The 23,319-nt window shown below is 60.0% G+C and carries 22 protein-coding genes; 19 read left to right on the plus strand and 3 right to left on the minus strand.

The genetic code is table 11. From position 1 onward, the window contains the following. From ACZ0AJ_RS19795 to ACZ0AJ_RS19810, 4 genes are all read left to right on the plus strand, one after another. Positions 1-894: a DUF6279 family lipoprotein gene (locus ACZ0AJ_RS19795; RefSeq protein WP_499456121.1), complete on the plus strand. Its 894-nt coding sequence runs from the start codon at positions 1-3 to the stop codon at positions 892-894. 78 nt (positions 895-972) lie between these two features. Continuing rightward, the gene (rsmD, locus tag ACZ0AJ_RS19800; protein WP_499456122.1) at positions 973-1,647 is read left to right on the plus strand and encodes a 16S rRNA (guanine(966)-N(2))-methyltransferase RsmD; all 675 of its coding nucleotides are present in this window, start codon (positions 973-975) and stop codon (positions 1,645-1,647) included. Between the two features lie 105 nt (positions 1,648-1,752). After that, the gene (gene coaD / locus ACZ0AJ_RS19805; protein ID WP_183554893.1) at positions 1,753-2,253 is read left to right on the plus strand and encodes a pantetheine-phosphate adenylyltransferase; all 501 of its coding nucleotides are present in this window, start codon (positions 1,753-1,755) and stop codon (positions 2,251-2,253) included. 16 nt (positions 2,254-2,269) lie between these two features. Further along, positions 2,270-2,530: a YfhL family 4Fe-4S dicluster ferredoxin gene (locus ACZ0AJ_RS19810; protein ID WP_183554890.1), complete on the plus strand. Its 261-nt coding sequence runs from the start codon at positions 2,270-2,272 to the stop codon at positions 2,528-2,530. A gap of 619 nt (positions 2,531-3,149) precedes the next feature. Here the strand turns inward: ACZ0AJ_RS19810 and ACZ0AJ_RS19815 are convergent. Further along, a complete protein-coding gene (locus tag ACZ0AJ_RS19815) occupies positions 3,150-3,347 on the minus strand; it encodes a hypothetical protein (RefSeq protein ID WP_499456124.1) in 198 nt (65 codons plus the stop codon). 138 nt (positions 3,348-3,485) lie between these two features. Between ACZ0AJ_RS19815 and ACZ0AJ_RS19820 the strand changes: the two genes are divergently transcribed. Together ACZ0AJ_RS19820 and ACZ0AJ_RS19825 are read left to right on the plus strand one after the other, a co-directional pair. Beyond that, positions 3,486-4,439, plus strand: coding sequence for a LysR family transcriptional regulator (locus tag ACZ0AJ_RS19820; protein WP_183554886.1), 954 nt, complete (start codon positions 3,486-3,488; stop codon positions 4,437-4,439). Positions 4,440-4,659: 220 nt separating this feature from the next. Then, the gene (locus tag ACZ0AJ_RS19825) at positions 4,660-6,690 is read left to right on the plus strand and encodes a PKD domain-containing protein (RefSeq protein ID WP_499456125.1); all 2,031 of its coding nucleotides are present in this window, start codon (positions 4,660-4,662) and stop codon (positions 6,688-6,690) included. A 1-nt stretch (position 6,691) separates the two neighbouring features. Here the strand turns inward: ACZ0AJ_RS19825 and ACZ0AJ_RS19830 are convergent, their stop codons facing one another. Beyond that, positions 6,692-7,147, minus strand: a complete 456-nt coding sequence (locus ACZ0AJ_RS19830; protein ID WP_183554882.1) for an Lrp/AsnC ligand binding domain-containing protein — start codon at positions 7,145-7,147, stop codon at positions 6,692-6,694. 212 nt (positions 7,148-7,359) lie between these two features. Between ACZ0AJ_RS19830 and putA the strand changes: the two genes are divergently transcribed. Both putA and ald read left to right on the plus strand, forming a co-directional pair. After that, a complete protein-coding gene (gene putA / locus ACZ0AJ_RS19835) occupies positions 7,360-11,019 on the plus strand; it encodes a trifunctional transcriptional regulator/proline dehydrogenase/L-glutamate gamma-semialdehyde dehydrogenase (protein WP_499456127.1) in 3,660 nt (1,219 codons plus the stop codon). 109 nt (positions 11,020-11,128) lie between these two features. Continuing rightward, positions 11,129-12,244 (plus strand): alanine dehydrogenase, encoded by a 1,116-nt coding sequence (gene ald, locus ACZ0AJ_RS19840; protein WP_499456128.1) that lies wholly within the window; start codon positions 11,129-11,131, stop codon positions 12,242-12,244. On the opposite strand, the gene ACZ0AJ_RS19845 is transcribed toward ald, so the two are convergent. Further along, entirely contained in the window at positions 12,241-13,050 is an 810-nt protein-coding gene (locus ACZ0AJ_RS19845; protein ID WP_499456130.1) for a 5'-methylthioadenosine/adenosylhomocysteine nucleosidase, read from the minus strand. The genes ald and ACZ0AJ_RS19845 overlap by 4 nt on opposite strands. Positions 13,051-14,118: 1,068 nt before the next feature. On the opposite strand from ACZ0AJ_RS19845, the gene ACZ0AJ_RS19850 reads away from it, so the two are divergent. The 11 genes from ACZ0AJ_RS19850 (at position 14,119) to ACZ0AJ_RS19900 (ending at position 23,254) form a co-directional block, all read left to right on the plus strand. Further along, positions 14,119-14,946: an alpha/beta fold hydrolase gene (locus ACZ0AJ_RS19850; RefSeq protein ID WP_499456131.1), complete on the plus strand. Its 828-nt coding sequence runs from the start codon at positions 14,119-14,121 to the stop codon at positions 14,944-14,946. Positions 14,947-15,012: 66 nt separating this feature from the next. Beyond that, positions 15,013-15,783 carry a sulfite exporter TauE/SafE family protein gene (locus ACZ0AJ_RS19855; RefSeq protein WP_499456133.1) on the plus strand — a complete coding sequence of 257 codons (771 nt, stop codon included), beginning with the start codon at positions 15,013-15,015 and terminating at the stop codon, positions 15,781-15,783. Positions 15,784-15,985: 202 nt separating this feature from the next. Then, the gene (gene mnmG, locus ACZ0AJ_RS19860) at positions 15,986-17,917 is read left to right on the plus strand and encodes a tRNA uridine-5-carboxymethylaminomethyl(34) synthesis enzyme MnmG (protein WP_499456135.1); all 1,932 of its coding nucleotides are present in this window, start codon (positions 15,986-15,988) and stop codon (positions 17,915-17,917) included. Continuing rightward, the gene (gene rsmG, locus ACZ0AJ_RS19865) at positions 17,914-18,564 is read left to right on the plus strand and encodes a 16S rRNA (guanine(527)-N(7))-methyltransferase RsmG (protein ID WP_499456136.1); all 651 of its coding nucleotides are present in this window, start codon (positions 17,914-17,916) and stop codon (positions 18,562-18,564) included. Before mnmG ends, rsmG begins: the two co-directional genes overlap by 4 nt. A 165-nt stretch (positions 18,565-18,729) precedes the next feature. After that, positions 18,730-19,500 (plus strand): ParA family protein, encoded by a 771-nt coding sequence (locus ACZ0AJ_RS19870; RefSeq protein ID WP_499456138.1) that lies wholly within the window; start codon positions 18,730-18,732, stop codon positions 19,498-19,500. Positions 19,501-19,523: 23 nt separating this feature from the next. Further along, a complete protein-coding gene (locus ACZ0AJ_RS19875; RefSeq protein WP_499456139.1) occupies positions 19,524-20,402 on the plus strand; it encodes a ParB/RepB/Spo0J family partition protein in 879 nt (292 codons plus the stop codon). A 262-nt stretch (positions 20,403-20,664) separates the two neighbouring features. Next, positions 20,665-21,000: an ATP synthase subunit I gene (locus ACZ0AJ_RS19880; protein ID WP_183554861.1), complete on the plus strand. Its 336-nt coding sequence runs from the start codon at positions 20,665-20,667 to the stop codon at positions 20,998-21,000. A gap of 1 nt (position 21,001) precedes the next feature. Next, a complete protein-coding gene (gene atpB, locus ACZ0AJ_RS19885; RefSeq protein WP_499456140.1) occupies positions 21,002-21,838 on the plus strand; it encodes a F0F1 ATP synthase subunit A in 837 nt (278 codons plus the stop codon). 87 nt (positions 21,839-21,925) lie between these two features. After that, a complete protein-coding gene (gene atpE, locus ACZ0AJ_RS19890; RefSeq protein ID WP_183554857.1) occupies positions 21,926-22,171 on the plus strand; it encodes a F0F1 ATP synthase subunit C in 246 nt (81 codons plus the stop codon). 76 nt (positions 22,172-22,247) lie between these two features. After that, the gene (locus ACZ0AJ_RS19895; protein WP_183554855.1) at positions 22,248-22,718 is read left to right on the plus strand and encodes a F0F1 ATP synthase subunit B; all 471 of its coding nucleotides are present in this window, start codon (positions 22,248-22,250) and stop codon (positions 22,716-22,718) included. A gap of 2 nt (positions 22,719-22,720) precedes the next feature. Next, the gene (locus ACZ0AJ_RS19900; RefSeq protein WP_183554853.1) at positions 22,721-23,254 is read left to right on the plus strand and encodes a F0F1 ATP synthase subunit delta; all 534 of its coding nucleotides are present in this window, start codon (positions 22,721-22,723) and stop codon (positions 23,252-23,254) included. Positions 23,255-23,319 lie beyond the last annotated feature (65 nt).

The raw sequence follows: 23,319 nt of genomic DNA on the forward strand, positions 1-23,319 counted from the left end.
ATGAAAAATTTTAGCATGCGCGATGGCGCGTTCCGGCGCGTGTTTGCGCTTCTGCTGCTTGCCATGACGGTCATGGCCGCCGGTTGCAGCTCGATTCGCTTCTCGTACAACCAGGGTGACACTTTACTGTACTGGTGGATGAATTCGTATGTCGACTTCGAAGGTCAACAAGCGGATGTGGCCAAGCGCGATATCAAAGCCGTGTTCCAGTGGCACCGCAAGACGGAGTTGCGTGACTATGCTGCATTGCTGGGCACATTCAAGCGTCAGCTGGCTGGCAACCCGACCCAGGCCGACCTGCTCGGCGACTACCGCGAAATCCGGGTGCGCGCCGATCGCCTGGGCCAGCGCGCCGTGCCGGAACTGACGACACTGGCCATGTCGATCACACCCGAGCAGATCACCCACATGGAGCGCAAGTTCAAAGACAAGAACGACGAATACCGCCGCAAGTTCATGGATGGCAGTGCCGACAAACGCCAGCGCGCCCGTTTCAAGAAATCGATGGAACAAATGGAACTCTGGTTCGGCAACTTCAGCAGCGAACAGGAGGCGACCCTGCGCCGCGCGTCCGATCTGCGTCCGCTGGACAACAACCTGTGGCTGGAAGAGCGCCAGTACCGCCAGCGCCGCGTGCTGGCAGTACTGCAGGAGATCCAGCAAAAGAAACTCAACCGCGAGCAGACGTCGGCGCGTGTCGCAGGCTTGATGCGGGAATTGTCTGCCCGCATGGACTCGCCGGAACGCAAGGGTTTCTATGACGCCAGCATCGATCACACCACCAGGTTCATCCTGACGGCGATCCGGATCGCCACGCCGCAGCAGAAAGCCCATGCGCAGGAGCGCATCCAGGGCTGGATCGGCGACCTTGAGGCGCTGGCTGCAGGTAAATAAGTCAGTCAATAAGTCACTGAAGAAGCACGCAAAGGGCGGCACACAATCGCATGTAAACCCCATGCTATAGTGCCGCCCATGCACAGAAAGTCCATCACTTCCAAGCCTGCCGGCCCCAAGCCGCACGGCGCGCCGCGCATGGCGCAGCACCAGGTCCGCATCATCGGCGGCGCCTTCAAACGAACCCTGCTCCCCGTCGTCGACGCCCTTGGCCTGCGGCCCACGCCAGACCGCGTGCGCGAAACCGTCTTCAACTGGATCAATCACCAGCTCGCCAATGACTGGGATGCTGCTACCGTGCTCGACCTGTACGCCGGTTCCGGGGCGCTGGGCTTCGAAGCGGCCAGCCGCGGTGCGGCGTCAGTGCTGATGGTCGATAACCATAGCCCGGCGGTACGCCAGCTGGAAGCAAACCGCGACAAGCTCAAGGCGACCAACGTCACCATCCTGCGCGCCGACGCCCTGACGCTCGTGCGCGACCTGGCCACCCGTGGCCAGCGCTTCGACGTGATCTTTCTCGATCCACCCTACCAGCAAGACTTGCTGGCCAAGACGCTGCCGCTGTGCACCGCGCTGCTGAAAGAGGGCGGGATGGCATATGCGGAAGCCGAAGCGCCGCTGCTGGCCGAAGGTGATGCGGTGCCCGAGTGGCTGGCAGGCTGGGAAGCAGTACGTGCGGACAAGGCTGGCATGGTCTACTATCATCTGCTCAAGCTGCAAGAAAAACAGGCATACGTTGTTGAAAGGCTGTGAAAACTGCACAGCCATTGGGCAAACCCCGCCCCAGCGTGGGGCGAATGCCGGGTATTTAAGGCATAATGCGCGTTCTATCACGGTGTATTTTTCACAGGAGCCGCAATGGTTGTAGCTGTCTATCCAGGTACTTTCGACCCGCTCACCCGCGGCCACGAGGATTTGGTACGCCGCGCATCCGGCCTGTTCGACCGTCTGGTGGTCGGCGTTGCCGATAGCCGGAACAAGCGTCCCTTCTTCACGCTTGAAGAGCGCCTCGAAATCGCCAACGAAGTGCTGGGCCATTATCCGAACGTGCAGGTCGAAAGTTTCTCGGGCCTGCTCAAGGATTTCGTGCGCAAGCACGACGCCCGTGTGATCGTGCGCGGCCTGCGCGCAGTATCCGATTTCGAATACGAGTTCCAGATGGCGGGCATGAACCGCTACCTGCTGCCGGATGTCGAAACCCTGTTCCTGACCCCGTCCGACCAGTACCAGTTCATTTCGGGCACCATCGTGCGCGAGATCGCCATGCTGGGCGGCGATGTGTCCAAATTCGTTTTCCCATCGGTCGACCGCTGGCTGCAAAACAAGATCGCCAGCCTGCCCCCAGCACCGGTCGCCTGATTTACCTGGAAGTACCATGGCCCTTCTGATTACCGACGACTGCATCAACTGCGACGTCTGCGAACCCGAATGTCCCAACGATGCCATTTCGATGGGCGACGAGTATTACCAGATCAATCCGAACAAGTGCACCGAGTGTGTCGGTCACTTTGAAGAACCGCAGTGCCAACTCCTGTGCCCGGTCGCATGCATCCCGCTCGACCCGGCCTGGCGCGAATCGCGCGAAGAACTCCTCATCAAGTACGAACGTCTGACGGCCGACAAAGCCGCCGCCTGACCGCCTCCCTGGCCGACGCCTTCCTGTCGGCTCGCTTCTCCTCCCCGACATCGCTACACCGCCAGCTGGCTTGACCTGCTGGCGGCGTTCGCTCGCGTCATCAATTCGCGTCGCGTCTCGTTTGCCCTCCCTCAACAATCAACATGGTTAGCTTCACCGGATACTTTCAGTAATAAATTTTCCTTTGTCTTTTTTACTACTTATAGTTTTAATATAATTTTTATAGAATGTGAACTTCGTGGAACAGTTTATATTTGTCCGCTTAAAGGACAGTTTATCTTCTAATTTAAACTATCTAGATCAATATTTTTCCTCAAACCATGACATACCAATTTTTTAATAAAATCTTTTAAAATAACTTATTTAGAGCCCATATTTGCAGTAAATATCGATAAAATCTACTAGTACCAGACTAGAAATTTTTGATAAATGTAATTCTATGTGAACTTTGTCACATTTTATGGCCGAGGAAAGCCGGGTAACACCAAGTCACCACCAAAAGCACGAGAGTTGGGCGTGACCAGCCCGAATGCAAAGCAACAGGCGAAAAAAAACGCGGCTACCGTGTCCGGTGCCGCGTTTTAGCGAAGGGAAAAAGCAGGTCAGCGATCGATCGTCATCAGGCTGATTTCGACGGCAGGACTGATTTGCTCGGGCGTGGACGTACCGTCAGGTACAGCGCGCGGCCAATCCCAACCAGCAGGGGACGAAAGAACAGGGCAATCCCGCCGAACAGGGCGAGATAGATGGTCATGCTGAACAACAGGCTGTAGGGCACCGCGCTGGCGGTTTGAACTAGGGTGGCGGTGGAAAACATGATGTACTCGTTCTGTAATTGTGGATAACTCTAGTGCATCGCAACATATAAATCTAATTCCCATCGCTGATGGCACTTATACTGTTTGTGAATGAGTTGAGGTACACTTGTATTCACGACAGTTTTATCCTGAATTCCATGAGCTTTCTGACGCTTGACCTGAATTTGCTACGCGTGTTCGATGCCGTCATGACCGAGCAAAACCTGACGCGCGCTGCCGGCCACCTGGCCATGACCCAGCCCGCTGTCTCGAATGCCATCAAGCGATTGCGTGAAAGCCTGGGCGACGAACTCCTGATCCGCACCGCTTACGGCGTCAAGCCGACGCCGCGCGCCGAAGCGCTGTGGCCGGCCGTGCGCCAGGCGCTGGCGGCCCTCGAAGCAGCGGTAATGCCGGAAACGTTCGATGTCTCCAAGGCCCAGGCAACGTTCCGGATGGCGATGGCCGACGCGACCGCTGCGCTGTGGCTGCCGTCGCTGATGCGCTCGATCGAAGGCGAAGCGCCGGGCGTGAACATCCGCATGGTGCCGCTGACCACGCGCGAACCGCGGCCGATGCTGCTGCGCGGCGATATCGACCTGGCAGTGGGCTTCTTTCCTGGTGTGGCGGCGCAGTTGTCGTATGAAACGGGCTCGCCGATTCGCCACGAGCGCCTATATTCGGGCGTGTACGTGTGCGTGATGCGCAAGGATCACCCGCTGGCCAAGGAAAAGCTCGATCTCGACACCTATTGCAAGGCGAACCACCTGCTGGTGAGCTTCTCGGGCCGCGCTCACGGCCTGGTGGACGAGGCACTGGGCCAGATGGGCCGCGAACGGCGCATCCTGCTGACGGTGAACCAGTTCTTCACGGCTGGCCGGGTGGTGGCCAACTCGGACCTGATCACCGTGCTGCCGAAGCACTTGCTGGTCTCGACCGGCATGGCCGATGTCCTGATCTGGAAAGAATTGCCGCTCCAGCTGCCAGCCGTCCACCTGGACATGCTGTGGCACGAGCGCGATGGCCGCAGCCCGGCGCACCGCTGGCTGCGCAAGAACCTCGAAGGCATGGCCGAAAGCGCTTCCAAAGGCGGCGTGCGCAAGGTCGTCTGATACGTTGTCGCCAAGGATGGCGCAGCCGCGTCATCCCTTCTTTCCTGTACGCCGACTTCCTTGCTTGGTGGCTCTGCCTACCATGCAATTCCCCAATCCGTTTTGCGCGAGATCCGTCACCGGGTTTGCGCTAGCGCATCCTGAATGATTCGTCACGTTCCAGAATGGGCATGCGCCGTGCATACCGCATACGCACATACAGGGAGACAGGGAGATGACAATGCGCCATTTATCGACGGGCCAATACGGGGTGTTTGCGATCACTCTGCTGCTCATGCTTGCGCTATCCGGCGGTGCCAATGGCGCTGCAGAGAATGACGCCACTGAGCCCGAGCGCAGTAGTGGTGACATCTACAGCATCGTCAATCTCGCCGCACCAACGACCTACAACGGCTTTGTCAATGCACATGGTCAGGCTGCATTCGAGTACCTGGGGCCGGACGATCGCACGCAGGTGGCGTTCTTCAATGGCGATCGCATTGCCGATATCAGTCCTCCAGGCAATGACCGTACGTTTGTCGGCGGTCTGAACGAACAGGGCGAGGTGATTTTCAACGCACGCTTCCTTGACGCGCAGAGTCCCGGTGGCCTGCGTTACCAGCCGCTGCGCTGGTCGGCCGCGCGGGGCCGGGTCGTGCTGCCGTCGCTTAATGTGAGCGAATACGCTTCCCTGGACGCGATCAACAAACATGGCCAGATCGCGGGTCTGTCTGCCACGTCCAGCGACAACAGCAGCGTGCGTGCAGTGCGCTGGACGTCGGCAAATCGCCTGTCATCACTGCCCGGCGTCACCGGCTTCATTCCAGGCGCTGCCTACGGCATCAACGATCTCGATGCCGTCATCGGCTCGGGCAGTGCTGTCAATGGCGGCACGACCACGCTGGTCTGGAACGCAGACGGCCGTCCCACAAATCTGGGAACATTCGGCGCGCGCAGTGCGTTCGGTATCCGCATCAATAATCAGGGCGACGTTCTCGGTTGGCGCATCGTCGACGCTGCAACCCGGGGGTTCTTCCTGTCGAGCCCCGGAAAGCCCGCAGTCAGCATCAATGCCGCCTATCCCACGACACTCAATGAAGCGGGCGAGGTCATCGGCGCAGTGCGGGGTCCGACCACGAGCGAGTTTCGCGCTTTCCGGTACTCGCGTGCGCGCGGTTTTCTCAGCCTGCACCCGGCGGGCATGTTCACGTCCGAGGCCAACGCACTGAATGATGATGGCGTGAGCGTGGGCCTGGTCCGCTCCAGCATGCTCGACGAAGGCCGCGCCTATCGCTGGTCGCGCACGGGCGTGGCGACCGATCTCAATCTGCGCCTGCAGAACTCGCCAACAGGGTTGGTGCTCACCGAAGGACTTGGTATTGCAACCAACGGCGACATCCTGGCGCAATCGAACGCTGGCCTCGTGTTTCTGCGTCGTGGTGGCGGCGGTACCGACGCGCCGGTGCTGGGCCCGCTACAAATCCCGGCGCTGCGCGAGAACGAGCTTGCCAGGCTTACGCTGTCATTTCGCGACCGCAATGCAAGCGATACCCACACTGCCACCATTGACTGGGGCGATGGCAGCGGGGCGCTGCCGGCAGTCGTGCGCGAGCGCAATGGCGCGGGTACAGTCCTGGCTGAACACACGTATGGCGTTGCAGGGGATTACCGCGCGACCGTGATCGTCACCGATTCGGCGCGCAGGCGTACGACGATGTCTGCGTCCATCCGGGTCGGCTTCACCGACGGCGCGCAACTGGTCGGCGAAGGGATGCTCCAGTCGGCCGTGGCCCCCGGCAGCGGCGTCTATTCGCCTGCTGCCAGAACAGCCTTCCGGCTGGCAGCGCCACTCGCGCTCAAGACAGCTGCCGGCACGCCGTTCGTGTTTCGTCTGCTGGGCAGCACGTCATTCAAAGGCGAGACGCTGGATCGGATCACGCTCGACGGCAACCGGGTCAAGCTGGAAGGCACGGGGCAACTGGCCAATCGTTCTGGCTACCGCTTCGTGATCGATGCGGTGGCGGGGGAGGGCGACGCGCTGGCCAGCGCCAGCAGGATGGCAGTGCGCATCGAAGAAGCGGGTGCGGTGGGCGCGATGCGCAAAGTCATGTTTGAAGCAGGGCGCGACGGCGCTACGCCGCAGGATCTCACTCAGGCCGCCAGTCAGGCTGCCAGCCAGGCCGCGCAAGCGCCACCTGCCGCCCTTTTATACCGCGGCGCACTACGCCTGATCGGCCAGACCAGCAAGACCGGCCAGGCTGGGCAGCCATAACTCAGCGAATCGGCAGCTTGGTGGAGTTTTTCACTTCTTCCATCACCGCATAGGTGTGCGTCTCGCGCACACCTTTCTGCAGCAGCGTCTTGCCCAGAAATTCGCGGTAAGCTGCCATGTCTTTTACGCGCGCCTTGACCAGATAGTCGAAGCCGCCCGCCACCATATGGCACTCAAGCACTTCGGGAATCATCTGCACGCTCTGCTTGAAGGCATCGAACACTTCAGGCGTGGTGCGGTCGAGCACGACTTCGATGAACACCAGCAGCGACACGTCCAGCAACTGCGGATTGAGCTGGGCGGTGTAGCCCATGATGTAACCCGATTCGTGCAGCTTGCGCACACGTTCAAGGCAGGCAGCCGGCGACAAGTTGACGCGCGCCGCCAGTTCGACGTTGCTGATGCGGCCGTCGTTCTGCAATTCGGCCAGAATCTTTTTGCTAATCTTGTCCAGCATGCTACATCTCCTTGTAAATTTTATTTGGTCAGATTGTCGCATCAAAAACTATCTATTGCCAGTATCGGTTAAATCCAGAATAAATCCAGAAGAAATCCTTCTACAATCGAATCATTTCCACCAAGTTCCGATCTGCGCCGGCTGTTGCTTACAGCACGGCGCTTTTGCTGTGCGGTGGCCCTCGTTTGTATTTTTCTTTTGACTAGATAGCCATGCAGATTGCTGCTCACCCGGCCTCCATTTTCGTTCCGTTCGACGCTCTTCACGCTGAAATCAAGCGCGACCAGACTCCCCTGCGCGCCGCCATCACGGCCGCCTACCGCCGCGATGAAACCGAGGCGGTGCAGTGGCTGCTGGCCCAGGGTTCCGGCGCCAGCCACGATGCCCAAGCCCTGGCGCACCGCTTGGTCGCCGCCGTGCGTGAAAAGCGCACCCGCTCGTCGGGCGTGGACGCCCTGATGCATGAATTCTCGCTGTCATCCGAAGAAGGCGTGGCATTGATGTGCCTGGCTGAAGCACTGCTGCGCATTCCGGACAGCGAAACGGCCGACCGCCTCATCGCCGACAAGATCAGCAAAGGAGACTGGCGCAAGCATCTGGGCGAATCGCCGTCGCTGTTCGTCAACGCGGCCACCTGGGGGCTGCTCATCACCGGCAAGCTGGTATCGACCAATAGCGAACAAGGCCTGGGCTCGGCGCTCACGCGCATGATCGCCAAGGGCGGCGAACCGCTGATCCGCAAGGGCGTCGACATGGCGATGCGCATGCTGGGTAACCAGTTCGTCACCGGCCAGACCATCGACGAGGCACTGAAAAACAGCCGCGAGAACGAAACGCGCGGCTATCGCTATTCGTATGACATGCTGGGTGAAGCGGCGCTGACCGAACTCGATGCGCAACATTACTACGCGTCGTACGAGCAGGCGATCCATGCGATCGGCAAGGCCTCGAATGGCCGCGGCATCAAGGACGGGCCGGGCATCTCGATCAAGCTCTCGGCGCTGCACCCGCGCTATAGCCGCGCGCAGTCGGCGCGCGTGATGGACGAACTGCTGCCGCGCGTGCGCAGCCTCGTGCTGCTGGCCAAGCGCTACGACATCGGCATCAATATCGACGCCGAAGAAGCCGATCGCCTCGAGATCTCGCTCGACATGCTCGAAGTGCTGGCGTTCGACCCCGAGCTGGCCGGCTTCGAAGGCATCGGCTTGGTCGTGCAGGCCTACCAGAAGCGCTGCCCGTACGTGATCGATTATGTGATCGACCTGGCCAAACGGAGCGGCCGCAAGTTCATGGTGCGGCTGGTCAAGGGCGCTTATTGGGACGCCGAGATCAAGCGCGCCCAGGTGGACGGCATGCCCGGCTATCCGGTCTATACGCGCAAGGTGCACACCGATGTGTCTTACCTGATCTGCGCACGCAAGCTACTCGGTGCGTCCGACATCCTGTACCCGCAGTTCGCCACCCACAATGCGCATACGCTGTCGGTCATCTATACGTGGGCGCGCCTGGGCAATATCAGCAACTACGAATTCCAGTGCCTGCACGGCATGGGCGAGACGCTGTACGACCAGGTCGTGGGCAGCAAGAACCTCGACAAACCTTGCCGTATCTATGCGCCGGTCGGTTCGCACGAAACGCTGCTGGCCTACCTGGTGCGCCGCCTGCTGGAAAACGGCGCCAACTCGTCGTTCGTGAACCAGATCGTCGACGAGAGCGTCGCCATCAACACCCTGATCACCGATCCGTTCGAGGTCGCCCGCGCCAGCGGCGGCAAGCCGCATCCGGCGATCGCACTGCCGGTGGACATGTTCGGTACGGAGCGCAAGAACTCGGCCGGCATGGACCTGGTCAACGAAGACATCCTGAGCGTGCTGGCGAGTGGCCTGTCGCAACAGCGCCGGCACGTCGCCGCGCCCCTGACCGCAGCAAAGGTCGACGCTGGCCTGCTCGCCAACGTGGTCAACCCGGCCCAGTCGGCCGATATCGTCGGTCTGGTGCAGGAAGCCTCGCGCGCCGACGTCGACGCCGCACTGGCTGCGGCCAGTGCCTTTGCGGGCGAGTGGGCCGCCACCAGCACGACCGAGCGCGCCGCGATTCTGGAACGCACCGCCGACCTGTTCGAGCACCATGGTGTCGAGCTGATGGCCCTGGCCGTGCGCGAAGCGGGCAAATCGCTGCCGAATGCGATTGCCGAACTGCGCGAAGCGGTCGACTTCCTGCGCTATTACGCGGTGCAGATCCGCGCTGTAACTGGAGTCCAGGCAAACGTCCAGGCGCTGGGCCCGGTCAGCTGCATCAGCCCGTGGAACTTCCCGCTGGCGATCTTCACGGGGCAGGTCGCGGCCGCACTGGCCGCCGGCAACGTGGTGCTGGCCAAGCCGGCCGAGCAAACGCCGCTGATCGCCCACCGCGCCGTGGAGCTGTTCCTCGAGGCCGGCACGCCGCGCGCCGCCCTGCAACTGCTGCCAGGGCGCGGCGAAGTCGTCGGCGCCGCGCTGACGGCCAACAGTCGCATCAAGGGTGTGATCTTCACCGGCTCGACCGAAGTCGCGCAGCTGATCAACCGCACGCTGGCCAAACGCGCCGAACAGGAAGGCATCGACATTCCGCTGGTGGCCGAAACGGGTGGCCAGAACGCGCTGATCGTCGATTCGTCGGCGCTGCCCGAACAGGTGGTGGGCGACGTGTTGAGTTCGGCCTTCGATTCGGCTGGCCAGCGCTGCTCGGCGCTGCGCGTGCTGTTCCTGCAGGAAGACATCGCCGACAAAACCATCAAGATGCTCAAGGGCGCGATGCAGGAACTGCGCGTGGGCAGCCCGGATCGCCTGGCCACCGATATCGGTCCGGTCATCGATGCGGAAGCGCAGCGCAACCTGCTGGCGCACATCGAACGCACGAAGGCCACGGCGCGCAGCCACTTTGCGCTCGAGCTGCCGACTTCCGTCACCAGCTGCGGCACGTTCGTGCCGCCGACGGTGCTCGAGATTGCGTCGCTGTCGGAACTCAAGCAAGAGGTGTTTGGCCCGGTCCTGCACATCGTGCGCTACCGCCGCGCCGATCTGCCGAAGGTGATCGCGTCGATCAATGCCACGGGCTTTGGCCTGACGCTGGGCGTGCACTCGCGCATCGATGAAACGATCGACTACATCGTCAACCATGCGCACGTCGGCAATATCTACGTGAACCGCAATATCGTCGGCGCGGTCGTCGGCGTACAGCCGTTCGGTGGCGAAGGCAAATCCGGGACCGGACCGAAAGCCGGCGGCCCGTTGTACATCAAGCGCCTGCAGCGCGGCGCCGCGCCATTGATGGACCATGTCCGTCAGGCTGACGTTGCGCTGGAAGCGCTGATCGGCTGGCTGCGCACGAACAGCCAGCAACCCGTGGTGGCACTGGCCGAAGGCTATGCGCGCACGTCACTGAATGGCGTGGCGATCGACTTGCCGGGGCCGACCGGCGAGCGTAATCGCCTGTCGTTCACGCCGCGCGGCGTCGTGCTGTGTGCATCAGGCACGCCGACAGGCCTGCTCAATCAAGTGGCAGCTGCGCTGGCCACCGGCAACCGCGCACTGGTGTTGACCATGTCGCCGGAGGCGATCCCGGCCAACCTGCCGCAGGCGGTCAAGGAGCGCGTGCGCTTCATTGGCAAGGACGAAGTCGATGCGGGCGAGTTCGCGATCGCCCTGGTCGAATCGGGCCTGGCCGGCTCGCTGCGCACGCAGCTGGCGGCGCGCAGTGGCGCCATTGTCGGGGTGGTCGATACCGAACCGCTGGCCGCGGTCGATCTGTGGCGGCTGGTGGCCGAACGCGCCGTCTGCGTCAATACGACGGCGGCTGGCGGTAACGCCAGCCTGATGACACTGGGCCTGTAATTCACACCACATCGGCGACTTCGGTCGCCGATGTGCTTTCTAACCCGCATTCACGGCAGGAGCAGTAACAGCAGTTGCAGGAACCACACCAACAACAAGGAGACTCACCATGCTTGTAGGCGTTCCAACCGAAATTAAAAACAACGAATACCGCGTCGGCCTCACGCCGGCGTCAGTGCATGAACTGGTGGCGCAAGGCCACCAGGTGCTCGTCCAGCAGGGCGCCGGCAGCGAGATCGGCTTGCCCGATGCGCAGTACGTCGCGGCCGGCGCCAGCATCGTGGCCAGCGCGCAAGAGGTGTTTGCGCAGGCCGCCATGATCGTCAAGGTCAAGGAGCCCCAGGCGGCTGAATGCGCGATGCTGCGCGAAGACCAGATCCTTTTCACGTATCTGCACCTGGCGCCCGATCCCGATCAAACGGCAGCGCTGGTGCGGTCAAGAGCCATCTGCATCGCCTATGAGACCGTCACCGGGCCTGGCGGCGGCTTGCCACTGCTCGCGCCGATGAGCGAAGTGGCAGGGCGCATGTCGATCCAGGCGGGCGCTGCGCACCTGGAGAAATCCAGGGGCGGCATGGGCCTGCTGCTGGGCGGTGTACCGGGCGTGGCCGCGGGCCACGTCGTCATCATCGGCGCCGGCGTGGTGGGCGCCAATGCCCTGCAGATGGCCGTCGGCACGGGCGCGCGGGTGACGGTGCTCGACAAGAACCTCGATCGCCTGCGCCAGCTCGATCTGGTCTATGGCAACCGCATCGCCACGCTTCATTCCAACGCGCAGGCGCTCGAAGAAGCCGTGCTATCGGCGGATCTGGTCATCGGCGGGGTGCTGGTGCCGGGCGCCGCCGCGCCGAAACTCGTCACGCGCAGCATGGTCTCACGCATGAAGAAGGGCGCAGTCATCGTCGATGTGGCGATCGACCAGGGCGGCTGCTTTGAAACGTCCCACGTCACCACCCATGCCGATCCGACCTTCGTCGTCGACGGTGTCGTGCACTACTGCGTTGCGAACATGCCTGGTGCAGTCGCCCGCACATCCACTTTTGCGCTGAACAACGCCACGATCGGGCACGTGCTGGCGCTGGCCGGCAAGGGCTGGCGGCGCGCGCTGGGAGATGATCCCCATCTGCGTCATGGCCTGAATGTTTGTCAGGGCAAGGTCACTTTCGAAGCCGTGGCACACGCACTGGGCTACGACTACATGCCGGCCGAGTCGCTGCTGGACTAGAGCGGCGCTGCCGCCAGATCCCGGCACAGGCGCCGGGTGATGTGGAATGCGTACTGCGCGGCGACTGTCTTCACGAAGCCCATGAAGTCGTGCGCCGCGTGTTCGTTGGCGTTGTCCGAAATCGCGCGGATGACGGCAAACGGCACATTCAGTTCGTGACACACCTGCGCCACTGCAGCGCCTTCCATCTCTACCGCCACCAGGCCCGGCAGCGCTGCATTCATCGCGTCGATCTTCGCAGCTTCATGCACGAACTGGTCGCCGCTGGCAATCAGGCCGCGGTGCACGCGCGGCTGCGTCAAGCCGAATTGTTCACGGTCAGCCTGAGCGATCGCATGCGTCAGGTCTTCGTCCAGGAATGCATGCGCAGCACTGGACACCCGCAGCGACAGCCGGGCGTCCGGCTGAAAATGCGTTTGTCCCGTCAATGGCACCTCGAAACGGGGAAACAGGGGACTGGCATCCATGTCGTGCTGAACGAGCGATTCAGCCACTACGATGTCGCCAACCCGGATCGACGCGTCCCCTGCGCCAGCCACGCCCGTGAACAGGATGTGGGTAACTCCGAACTTCTCCACAAGCGTTGTCGCTGTCATGGCAGCAGCAACCTTCCCAATTCGCGACAGGACGCAGACAGCATCGATTTCCCACAGCTGTCCGAGAAAGTACTCACGCTTGCCGTGGATGAGCGTGGAGGGCCCTTGCAAGGCTTCCACGAGCCCTGCCTGTTCTTCGTGCAACGCGCTGATGATGCCTAAACGCATTTCTTTTACTGGGCCGTTGTGCATAAGCGCCGGATTGTACACAGCATTGTCAGCCGTTGGAGACAAATTTGCTGGCTGTTTTTTCGTTCTGGAAAACGCTTTTTTTTGGCTGCGCTGTTGTTTGCTTATTTAATTAAGAAATCTGTATACAAAATAGTAGTAGTAAGTAAACGCACGATTTTCTGTGGATAAGGTTCGTTTACTCAACAGAATCAGCGCGTTAAGTCCTGTTTTTTACGCGGGACAACACATGCGCGAGTTACGCATGGATCGTGGACAAGAATTTGGCCGTTGCCAAAAGCCTGGGTTTTGCACATCCGATGCTGTGGATATGCAGGCGCTTGTCCACAGGACGTTAGCGCCTGGGAGCTGGTTGTCAGTGATCGATGCTGGTTGGCAATGTCGAATTGCTGCTGGTTTTTGTGCCTACGTTCTTTTTTTTGAAAAACGCTTTTAGAACAACGCTTGGTCGTGCTGCTGGTTGAAAGTATCCAGCGCGCGAGTTATCCAGTTTGTTTACTTAAAAGCTTGTATACAAAATAGTAGTAATAGTAAACGCGGCCGATTGTGTGGATAAGCCTGGATTTTTCCACAACTTCAACGGCTTAGGCGGTTTCAAAGCTGCTGGAGAACCCTGGTGCTGACGGTGCAGCGAAGGTGAACAGATTTGCCGACAGTTGAGAAAAACGCGCTTTTGCACATTCCATCCTGTGGATATGCAGTGGGTTCTCCACAGACCTGAAAGCCTGCTTGCAATGGCCGCGTTGTTGCGATCTGCCACGAACAGAATTTTTTTTTGAAACAGGCATCTCAGGTTTACAACCAATAACTGTATACAACATTGATAGTAATAAGTAAGGGTGGCCACCTTCTGTGGACAACCCGGTTAACGAGAACAAAATCATCGACTTACCGCGCGCATAAGCCAGTGCACTAGTACCTCCGCTTCCTGCTGGCAAATCTGGACAAGATTTTTGCTTGTGTACAAAAGCGGAGTTCTGCACAAACCGTACTTGTGGATATCCATTTGCTTATCCACAGGTGGGGTCTGGACAGGCGTTTACGTTCTGGTAAGCTGTGTTTCATCGAGTCAGCGCCAAGGGGAGCCGCATGGAATTCGAGTTGCATTACGCCATGGTCAATGGCTTAAACATGCACTACGTGACAGCCGGCGAAGGCCCGCCGGTGATCCTGCTCCATGGTTTTCCTGACACGCACCAAATCTGGCGCCGTCAGATTCCGGATCTCGCTGCGGCGGGTCTGCGTGTGATTGCACCTGACCTGCGTGGCTACGGTAAGACCGATATGCCGCAAGACGTCGGCGCGTATGCCGTGTCTTTTTTGGCCGATGATGTATTGCGACTGATGGATGCACTGGGTATCGACAAGGCTGTCGTGGTCGGCCATGACTGGGGCGCGTTGATCGGCTGGCACCTGGCCATGCATGCGCCGGAACGCATCGTGCGCTATGCCGCCCTCTCGGTCGGCCATCCGAAAGCAATTTCCTCTTCAAGCCTCGGCCAGAAACTGCGGTTCTGGTACATGCTTGTTTTCAAAACGCCTGTCGTTGCGGAGGCATTGCTGAAAGCAGGGGACTGGGCGGCGCTCAGAAAAATGAGCCGCAGTCGTGAACAGCAAGAAATCTGGATTGCGGCGCTTGCACCCGAAGGTCGCCTGACGGCAGCACTGAATTATTATCGCGCCAATTTCAAGCCATCATCCGCGCGGGCCTGGCTGCCCGTCAATGTGCCGGTGATGGGCGTCTGGAGTGAACATGATCCAGCATTGGGCGAGCAACAGATGCTCGATTCACGCAAGCAATGTCGTGCAGGTTTTCGCTATGAACGCATCGATGGTATTGGCCACTGGATGCAGCTCTCGGGTGCGGATCGCCTGAATGCATTGTTGCTCGACTTCATAAAGTCGCCGACCGCTTGACGACCAGGTAAGTACGTACGGCATGCCGTAGAATTGCGGCTTCAGCACTCCTCCCGAATCCTTTCCATGATTGATGTTGTTTGGCTCGGCGGCGCCGCGTTCGCCGCCGGCCTGGTCGATGCCGTTGTCGGCGGCGGCGGACTGGTCCAGCTTCCCGCGATGTTCTCCTTGTTGCCGAAAGAAGCGCCGGCAACCATCCTCGGTACCAACAAGCTTGCAGCAATCTTCGGCACCAGTTCGGCTGCTGTGGATTACGCGCGCCGCGTGCGGGTGGCGTGGAGTACGGCCGCGCCGGCAGCTGCCGCCGCATTTCTGTTGTCGTTCGCTGGTGCCTGGACGGTAACCCGCGTGCCAGCCGATTTCGTCCGCGCCTTGTTGCCCGTCATCCTTGTTGCGGTCGCGGTCTATACCTTCATGAAGAAAGACCTTGGGTCCGTGCACGCACCGGTGCACAGCGGTCTGGCCGAGCGGTATTGGGCCATCGGGATTGGCGCGGCGATCGGATTCTACGATGGGTTCTTTGGTCCCGGCACCGGGAGTTTTTTGATCTTCCTGTTCGTGCGCTTTTTCGGCTTTGATTTTCTGAGTGCTTCGGCCGCGGCGAAGATCGTCAACGTGGCATGCAATTTTTCGGCACTGATGTGGTTTGGTTACAGCGGGCATATTCTGTGGCAACTCGGACTGATGATGGCGGGCTGCCAAATCGTTGGTTCGCTGACGGGCACGCGACTCGCAATGAAGTATGGCAGCGGGTTCGTACGCAAGGTCTTTCTGTTTGTCGTCAGCGCCTTGATTGTCAAGACTGCCTACGATTCCTTCACAAAGTTGGGTTGGTAGTCGCCATTGTTCCACGTGAAACATCGCGAAGCCGGGTCAGCCCGGCTTTTTCAATCGCAACGTTCCACGTGAAACAATCGTGATATCCAACTTGTCCAACGTTCCACGTGAAACAAAATTCGTCGTTTTCTGGCGGTCGGAGAATCAGTCAGCACAAAAGAATCTATAATCGCGCATTAGTCTCCTCGCCTCACATCCCATCATGCTATTTCCAACTGAATTCGACGTCATCGTCGTCGGCGGCGGCCATGCCGGCACCGAAGCTGCACTCGCGTCTGCACGCACAGGTCAAAAGACCCTTTTGCTGACGCACAATATTGAAACGCTGGGCGCCATGTCATGCAATCCGTCGATCGGCGGCATTGGCAAAGGACACCTGGTCAAGGAAGTCGATGCCCTCGGCGGCGCCATGGCGATTGCCACCGATGAGGCAGGCATCCAGTTCCGGATCCTGAATTCATCGAAGGGACCGGCGGTACGCGCCACCCGCGCGCAAGCCGACCGCGTCCTCTACAAGGCAGCGATTCGCTCGCGCCTGGAAAACCAGCCGAACCTGTGGCTGTTCCAGCAGGCAGTCGAAGACCTGATCGTCGAGGGCGACCGGGTCGTCGGCGCCGTCACGCAAGTGGGTCTGAGCTTCCGTGCGCGCGCGGTCGTGCTGACCGCCGGTACCTTCTTGGACGGGAAAATCCACGTCGGCCTGCAAAATTATGCTGGCGGCCGCGCGGGCGATCCACCGGCGACGTCATTGTCGGCACGCCTGAAGGAACTCAAGCTGCCGCAAGGCCGCCTGAAAACCGGCACACCGCCACGCATCGACGGCCGCAGCATCGACTTCTCGCTGCTGACCGAGCAACCGGGCGACCTCGACCCGGTGCCCGTTTTCTCGTACATGGGCAACGTGGCGATGCATCCGAAGCAGGTGCCATGCTGGGTAACGCACACCAACGAGCGCACGCATGACATCATCCGGGCCGGCCTGGACCGCAGCCCGATGTACACGGGCGTCATCGAAGGTGTCGGTCCGCGCTATTGCCCGTCGATCGAAGACAAGATCCACCGCTTCGCCAGCAAGGAATCGCACCAGATCTTCCTCGAGCCGGAAGGCTTGACCACCAATGAGTTCTATCCAAACGGGATCTCGACCAGCCTGCCATTCGACGTGCAACTGGCCCTGGTGCGCTCGATGCGCGGCATGGAAAACGCGTTCATCCTGCGGCCCGGCTATGCGATCGAATATGATTACTTCGATCCGCGCGGCTTGAAAGCGTCGCTGGAAACCAAGTCGATCAAGGGTCTGTTCTTCGCCGGCCAGATCAACGGCACCACGGGCTACGAAGAAGCGGCGGCCCAGGGTTTGCTGGCCGGCCTGAACGCGGCGCTGCAAACCCAGGGCAAGGATGCCTGGACGCCGGGTCGTTCGGAAGCGTACCTCGGCGTGCTGGTCGACGACCTGACGACGCAAGGTGTGGCCGAGCCATACCGCATGTTCACCAGCCGCGCCGAATATCGCCTGTCGCTGCGTGAAGACAATGCCGACATGCGCCTGACTGAAATCGGTCGTAGCCTGGGTCTGGTTGACGACGCACGCTGGGCGGCATTCGAGACCAAGCGCGAATCCGTCGCACGCGAACTTGAGCGACTGCGCTCGGTGTGGGTGAATCCCCGCATCCTGGCCGCGGCCGAATCGGAACGCATCGTCGGTCAGCCGCTCGAGCGCGAATACAATCTGGCCGATCTGCTGCACAGACCGGGCGTGAACTACGACGCCCTCATGACGATGAGTGGTCTCGAAGGGCAGAGCCTGGCCGGTCCGGGCGTTGAGGATCCCGCTGTCAAAGAGCAGGTCGAGATTCAACTCAAATATTCCGGCTACATCGATCGCCAGGCGCGCGAAGTCGAGCGTCATGATCACTACGAAAACATGAAGCTGCCCGAGAACCTTAACTACCTGGACATCGAAGCGCTGTCGTTCGAAGTGCGCCAGAAGCTCGACAAGCAGCGACCTGAAACCTTGGGCCAGGCCTCGCGCATTTCGGGCGTGACCCCGGCCGCGATTTCGCTGCTACTGGTGACGCTGAAAAAACGGGGCGCCAAAGGTTTTGCAACCACCGCAGCCGAGGTGGCCGAATGAAATACAACTTCGATCACGATGCACTGGCAGCGGTGCTGGACCAGGGCATCAAGGACATGACGCTGGAGATCTGGCCCGAGCAACAGACCAAGCTGATGGGCTATCTGGCGCTGATGAACAAGTGGAATGCCGTCTACAACCTGACGTCGCTGCGCGATCCACAGCAGATGGTCACGCACCATCTGCTCGACTCACTGGCAGCAGTGCCGGCGTTTGCCGATGCCCGCAATGTGCTGGACGTGGGGGCAGGGGGCGGATTGCCAGGCATCGTCCTCGCCATCGTGCGGCCAGACATGAACGTGGCGTTGATCGATACCGTGCACAAGAAAACAGCATTCCTGAACCAGGTGAAGGCAGAACTGAAGCTGACCAATGTCAGCGTGCACACGATGAAGGTGCAGGATCTGGTCGTGAGCGAACAATTCGACGTGATCACCTCGCGCGCGTTTGCTGACATGTCCGACTTCGTCAACTGGTCGGGCCATCTGCTGGCCGAGGGCGGCAAATTCATCGCGCTGAAAGGCGTGGCGCCAAGCGAGGAACGCGAGCGCCTGCCACAGGACTGGAAAGTCGTGGATCTGCAACCGTTATGGGTGCCAAGACTGCAGGCAGAGCGACACTTGGTATTCATCGAGCGAGCCGAATAAAAGCTACCAATAGTACATACTATATAAATCATACGAACTGTACTAACCGTACTATCTGTATTAACCGTATAAACAGTTTATATCGTTTAACTCATATAAACCAATGAAACGGTTTTATCGTATGAACGATATGATGCCTTGTAGTCGCATCCAGGAAAGGAAAAGATGGCGAAGATTTTTTGCGTTGCGAACCAGAAGGGTGGAGTAGGCAAGACCACCACCAGCGTCAACCTGTCCGCAGGCCTGGCCAAACTGGACCAGCGCGTGCTGCTGGTCGACCTCGACCCGCAGGGCAATGCCACGATGGGCGCCGGCATCAACAAGGCCGAGCTGACCGCGTCGATCTACCAGGTGCTGCTGGGCGAGTCCGATGTGGCCACGGCGCGCGTGCGCTCGGAAGCAGGGCGCTTCGATGTGCTGCCTGCCAACCGAGAGCTGGCCGGCGCCGAAGTCGAGATGGTCGCGCTCGAGAACCGCGAGCGGCGCCTGAAGGAAGCACTGGCCGCAGTGGCCGATGACTATGACTTCATCCTGGTCGACTGTCCGCCTGCGCTGTCGCTGCTGACATTGAACGGTCTGTGCGCCGCCGATGGCGTCATCATCCCGATGCAGTGTGAATACTATGCGCTCGAAGGTTTGTCCGATCTGGTCAACACGATCAAGAAGGTGCACGCCAACCTGAACACCGACCTGAAGATCATCGGTCTGCTGCGCGTCATGTTCGATCCGCGCATGACGCTGTCGCAGCAGGTCTCGGGCCAGCTCGAGCAGCATTTCGGCGACAAGGTCTTCAAGACGATCATCCCGCGCAATGTGCGGCTGGCCGAGGCGCCGTCGTACGGCATACCCGGCGTGACGTTCGATCCGTCCTCGAAAGGCGCGCAGGCGTATATCGCCTTCGGCGCTGAGATGGTCGAGCGCATCAAGAGCATGTAATCAATCACAAAGCTGACAAAGAGATGGCAACCAAAAAACTCAAGGGACTGGGCCGCGGCCTCGACGCCCTGCTCGGCGGCGACCTGGACGCCGCACCGGCCGTGCCGAACACGCCGTCCGTGCTCGCTGTGACCCAGATCCAGGCCGGCAAGTACCAGCCCCGTACGCGCATGGACGAAGTGAGCCTGTCGGAGCTGGCCGCATCGATCAAGACGCAGGGCATCATGCAACCGGTGCTGGTGCGCCCGTTACCGCCGGGCAGCACGACGCCGTACGAGATCATCGCCGGTGAACGGCGCTTCCGCGCGGCGCAGATGGCGGGCCTGGACGAAATCCCGGTGCTGGTGCGCGACGTTGACGACCAGGCTGCGGCAGCGATGGCGCTGATCGAGAACATCCAGCGCGAAGACCTGAACCCGCTTGAAGAAGCGCAGGGCATCAACCGCCTGATTTCGGATTTCAATTTCACGCACGAACAGGCGGCCGGCGCCGTGGGGCGCTCGCGCAGCGCTGTCTCGAACCTGCTGCGCCTGATCAACCTCGCGCAACCGGTGCAGACGATGCTGATGGCCGGCGACATCGACATGGGGCACGCCCGTGCCTTGCTGGCGGTCGACAGCGCGCACCAGATCACGCTGGCCAACCAGGTGATCGCCAAGCGCCTGTCGGTGCGCGAAACGGAAAAACTCGTCACGCGCGCCCTTGACGAACACAACGCACCGGCGCAAGCCGCCCGTGCGAAAGACAAGTCGGGCGACATCGTGCGGCTCGAAGAAGAGCTGTCGGACAAGCTCGCGACCCCGGTCGTGTTCAAGATGGGCCCGAAGGGCAGGGGCCAGATGATCATCGATTTCGCCGACCTTGACATCCTCGACGGCGTGCTGGCACGCCTGCGCGGCTGACCGGCAGCCGGCTGCAAGCAGGGTAGGCGGTGACCGGACTACCCTGCAATGTGACACCCACTGCCTACACCATCTGGCGTTAAGTTGTTGAAAATAATGCCCTATCCACCAGCAACGTGTCACATTTTCGTCATCTTTACAGAGCAGTTATAAGTAGGGAATCGTTTGACTCACATCCGTATAACCACTTATAATTCCGGCGATTCATGTAATTACCACCACGTAGCACGTCCACTGCGCCAGCGCGAAGACCTATAAAAATATGCTGCGCATCGTTTCCCTGCAGTTGATTGCAACAGTTCTCGTCGGCGTCATCGCCGGATTACTGGGGGGATGGCCTGCGGCGTTTTCTGCGGTACTTGGCGGTTTGAGTTGCGTCGTGCCCAACGGAATCATGGCAGTGCGCCTGTTTGCCGCATCAGCAAGTGGCACGGCGAACCCTGCGACATTTTTCATATGGGAATTTATAAAGATTGCATTGACGCTGGCGCTCCTGGGCGCGACGGCGTGGCTGTACCGCGATCTGAACTGGCTGGCATTGGTCGCCGGGATCATCGTGGCGCTGAAAAGTTACATATTCTTATTATTTAGGCAATGACATGGCGACTCCAACCGTAGACGGCGCAGCCCACGCGCCCACCGCATCAGAATATATCCGGCACCACCTCGGCCACCTGTCGACTGGCCATCAAAATGGCCCGGTCGACTTTTCCGTGATCAACCTGGACACCGTGTTCTGGTCGGTGGCCATGGGCATCGTCGGTTCGCTGATCCTGTGGAGCGCTGCGCGCAAGGCCACCGCCGGCGTGCCGGGCCGTTTCCAGGCTGCCGTCGAGATGCTGTTTGAAATGGTCGACGATCAAGCCAAGTCGATCGTGCACGGCGACCGCAGCTTCATCGCGCCAGCCGCACTGACCGTGTTCGTCTGGGTCGCCCTGATGAACTGCCTGGACTTCCTGCCAGTTGACATGTTCTCGTCGGCATTTGCCGCCCTGGGCGTCGAGCATCTGTTCCCGTACCACCGTGTGGTCCCGACCGCCGACATCAACGGCACCATCGGTATCTCGCTGGGCGTGCTGGTCCTGATGATCTACTACGGCATCAAGATCAAGGGCTTTGGCGGCTGGATCCACGAACTGCTGGCAGCACCGTTCGGCATCTGGATGGCGCCGTTCAACCTGCTTCTGAATATCATCGAATACGCAGCAAAAATGGTGTCGCTCGGTATGCGACTGTTCGGCAACATGTTTGCCGGTGAGCTGCTGTTCCTCTTGATCGCACTGCTGGGTGCATCGGCTACCGCATTCGGTGTCGTTGGCCACATCATTGCTGGTTCCATCTGGGCGATCTTCCACATCCTGATCGTATTCCTGCAGGCATTCATCTTCATGATGCTGACGCTGGTATACCTCGGTCAGGCCCACGAAGGCCACTGATCGGCGCCGCAAGCATCGAAACAGATAGTGGTTGTAAAGAAGTTGTAGTTTTTAATCTAGTTTTCAATTTAACTTTTGGAGTTACACATGACTGACCTTTCTTTTGTTGCACTGGCTTGCGGTTTGATCATCGGCCTGGGCGCTATCGGTGCTTGTATCGGTATCGCAATCATGGGCGGTAAGTACCTGGAAGCCAGCGCACGTCAGCCAGAACTGATGAACACCCTGCAGACCAAGATGTTCCTGCTGGCTGGTCTGATCGACGCTGCATTCCTGATCGGTGTTGGTATCGCCATGCTGTTCGCGTTCGCTAACCCGTTCGTTCCAGTCTAAGACGCGCTTCTCGCTGTCTTGAAGGGCCGAACCAGTTCTGGTTCGGCATCCGTGTTTCTGTAAGAAGGAAAAAACCGTGAACATCAACTCAACGTTGTTTGTCCAGTTCGTGGTCTTCTTTATCCTGGCGATGTTCACGATGAAATTCGTGTGGCCGCCACTGATGAAGGCGCTCGATGAGCGCGCCGCGAAGATTGCAAGTGGCCTGGCTGCTGCAGACCGTGGCAAGGCCGATCTGGCTGCTGCTGAAAAGCGTGTCCAGACCGAACTGGCTGGCGCCCGTGACGAAGTCCAGAAACGCATCAACGACGCTGAAAAGCGCGCTGCTGTGATTATCGAAGAAGCCAAGCGTACTGCCGCCGACGAAGGCGCGCGTATCGTTGCCGCCGCCAAGGCTGACGCCGAGCAGCAAGTCAACAGCGCACGCGAAGCACTGCGTGGCCAGGTTGCCGCCCTTGCGGTCGCCGGCGCCGAGCAGATCCTGAAGCGTGAAGTGAACGCAGCGGCCCACGCCGACCTGCTGTCGCAACTGTCGACCGAGCTCTGATCATGGCAGAACTCGCAACCGTCGCCCGCCCCTACGCCGAAGCGCTGTTCCGTGTCGCCCAAACCGGCGACATGAACACGTACTCGGCCATCGCGTCGGAACTGGGCCAGATTGGCGCCAGTGCCGACGTGCAGACCTTCGCCAGCAACCCGATCGTCACGCACGCACAACTGGCGGACACGATTGCGTCCCTGGTCAAGTCGCCGCTGAATGCTGAAGCGAAGAACTTTATCGCGATGCTGGCCCAGAATGGCCGCATCAACCTGCTGCCCGAGATCAGCACCCAGTTTGCGCTCCTGAAAAACGCGAACGAGGGCGCTGCCGATGCGATGATCCATAGCGCGTTCGAGATCTCGGCCGACCAGCTGGCGCAGCTGGTCGCCACGCTGGAAAAGAAATTTGGCCGCAAGCTCAACCCAACGGTAACAGTGGATCCATCGCTGATCGGTGGTGTGCGCGTGGTCGTCGGTGACGAAGTGCTCGATACCTCGGTTCGTGCCAAGCTGCAACGGATGCACGTTGCGCTGGCCAACTAACAACATCGCACCGCCGGCGACTCGCCCTTGCCCTACGCATCAAGAAACTATAATTGGAGTTAGCA

It is taken from the genome of Telluria sp. AC161 (genome assembly GCF_979258535.1).

Coding starts and splice junctions, on each gene's coding strand:
- ACZ0AJ_RS19795 (WP_499456121.1), top strand. CDS start 1: ATGAAAAATTTTAGCATGCGCGATGGCGCGTTCCGGCGCGTGTTTGCG.
- rsmD (WP_499456122.1), top strand. CDS start 973: ATGCACAGAAAGTCCATCACTTCCAAGCCTGCCGGCCCCAAGCCGCAC.
- coaD (WP_183554893.1), top strand. CDS start 1,753: ATGGTTGTAGCTGTCTATCCAGGTACTTTCGACCCGCTCACCCGCGGC.
- ACZ0AJ_RS19810 (WP_183554890.1), top strand. CDS start 2,270: ATGGCCCTTCTGATTACCGACGACTGCATCAACTGCGACGTCTGCGAA.
- ACZ0AJ_RS19815 (WP_499456124.1), bottom strand. CDS start 3,347: ATGTTTTCCACCGCCACCCTAGTTCAAACCGCCAGCGCGGTGCCCTAC.
- ACZ0AJ_RS19820 (WP_183554886.1), top strand. CDS start 3,486: ATGAGCTTTCTGACGCTTGACCTGAATTTGCTACGCGTGTTCGATGCC.
- ACZ0AJ_RS19825 (WP_499456125.1), top strand. CDS start 4,660: ATGCGCCATTTATCGACGGGCCAATACGGGGTGTTTGCGATCACTCTG.
- ACZ0AJ_RS19830 (WP_183554882.1), bottom strand. CDS start 7,147: ATGCTGGACAAGATTAGCAAAAAGATTCTGGCCGAATTGCAGAACGAC.
- putA (WP_499456127.1), top strand. CDS start 7,360: ATGCAGATTGCTGCTCACCCGGCCTCCATTTTCGTTCCGTTCGACGCT.
- ald (WP_499456128.1), top strand. CDS start 11,129: ATGCTTGTAGGCGTTCCAACCGAAATTAAAAACAACGAATACCGCGTC.
- ACZ0AJ_RS19850 (WP_499456131.1), top strand. CDS start 14,119: ATGGAATTCGAGTTGCATTACGCCATGGTCAATGGCTTAAACATGCAC.
- ACZ0AJ_RS19855 (WP_499456133.1), top strand. CDS start 15,013: ATGATTGATGTTGTTTGGCTCGGCGGCGCCGCGTTCGCCGCCGGCCTG.
- mnmG (WP_499456135.1), top strand. CDS start 15,986: ATGCTATTTCCAACTGAATTCGACGTCATCGTCGTCGGCGGCGGCCAT.
- rsmG (WP_499456136.1), top strand. CDS start 17,914: ATGAAATACAACTTCGATCACGATGCACTGGCAGCGGTGCTGGACCAG.
- ACZ0AJ_RS19870 (WP_499456138.1), top strand. CDS start 18,730: ATGGCGAAGATTTTTTGCGTTGCGAACCAGAAGGGTGGAGTAGGCAAG.
- ACZ0AJ_RS19875 (WP_499456139.1), top strand. CDS start 19,524: ATGGCAACCAAAAAACTCAAGGGACTGGGCCGCGGCCTCGACGCCCTG.
- ACZ0AJ_RS19880 (WP_183554861.1), top strand. CDS start 20,665: ATGCTGCGCATCGTTTCCCTGCAGTTGATTGCAACAGTTCTCGTCGGC.
- atpB (WP_499456140.1), top strand. CDS start 21,002: ATGGCGACTCCAACCGTAGACGGCGCAGCCCACGCGCCCACCGCATCA.
- atpE (WP_183554857.1), top strand. CDS start 21,926: ATGACTGACCTTTCTTTTGTTGCACTGGCTTGCGGTTTGATCATCGGC.
- ACZ0AJ_RS19900 (WP_183554853.1), top strand. CDS start 22,721: ATGGCAGAACTCGCAACCGTCGCCCGCCCCTACGCCGAAGCGCTGTTC.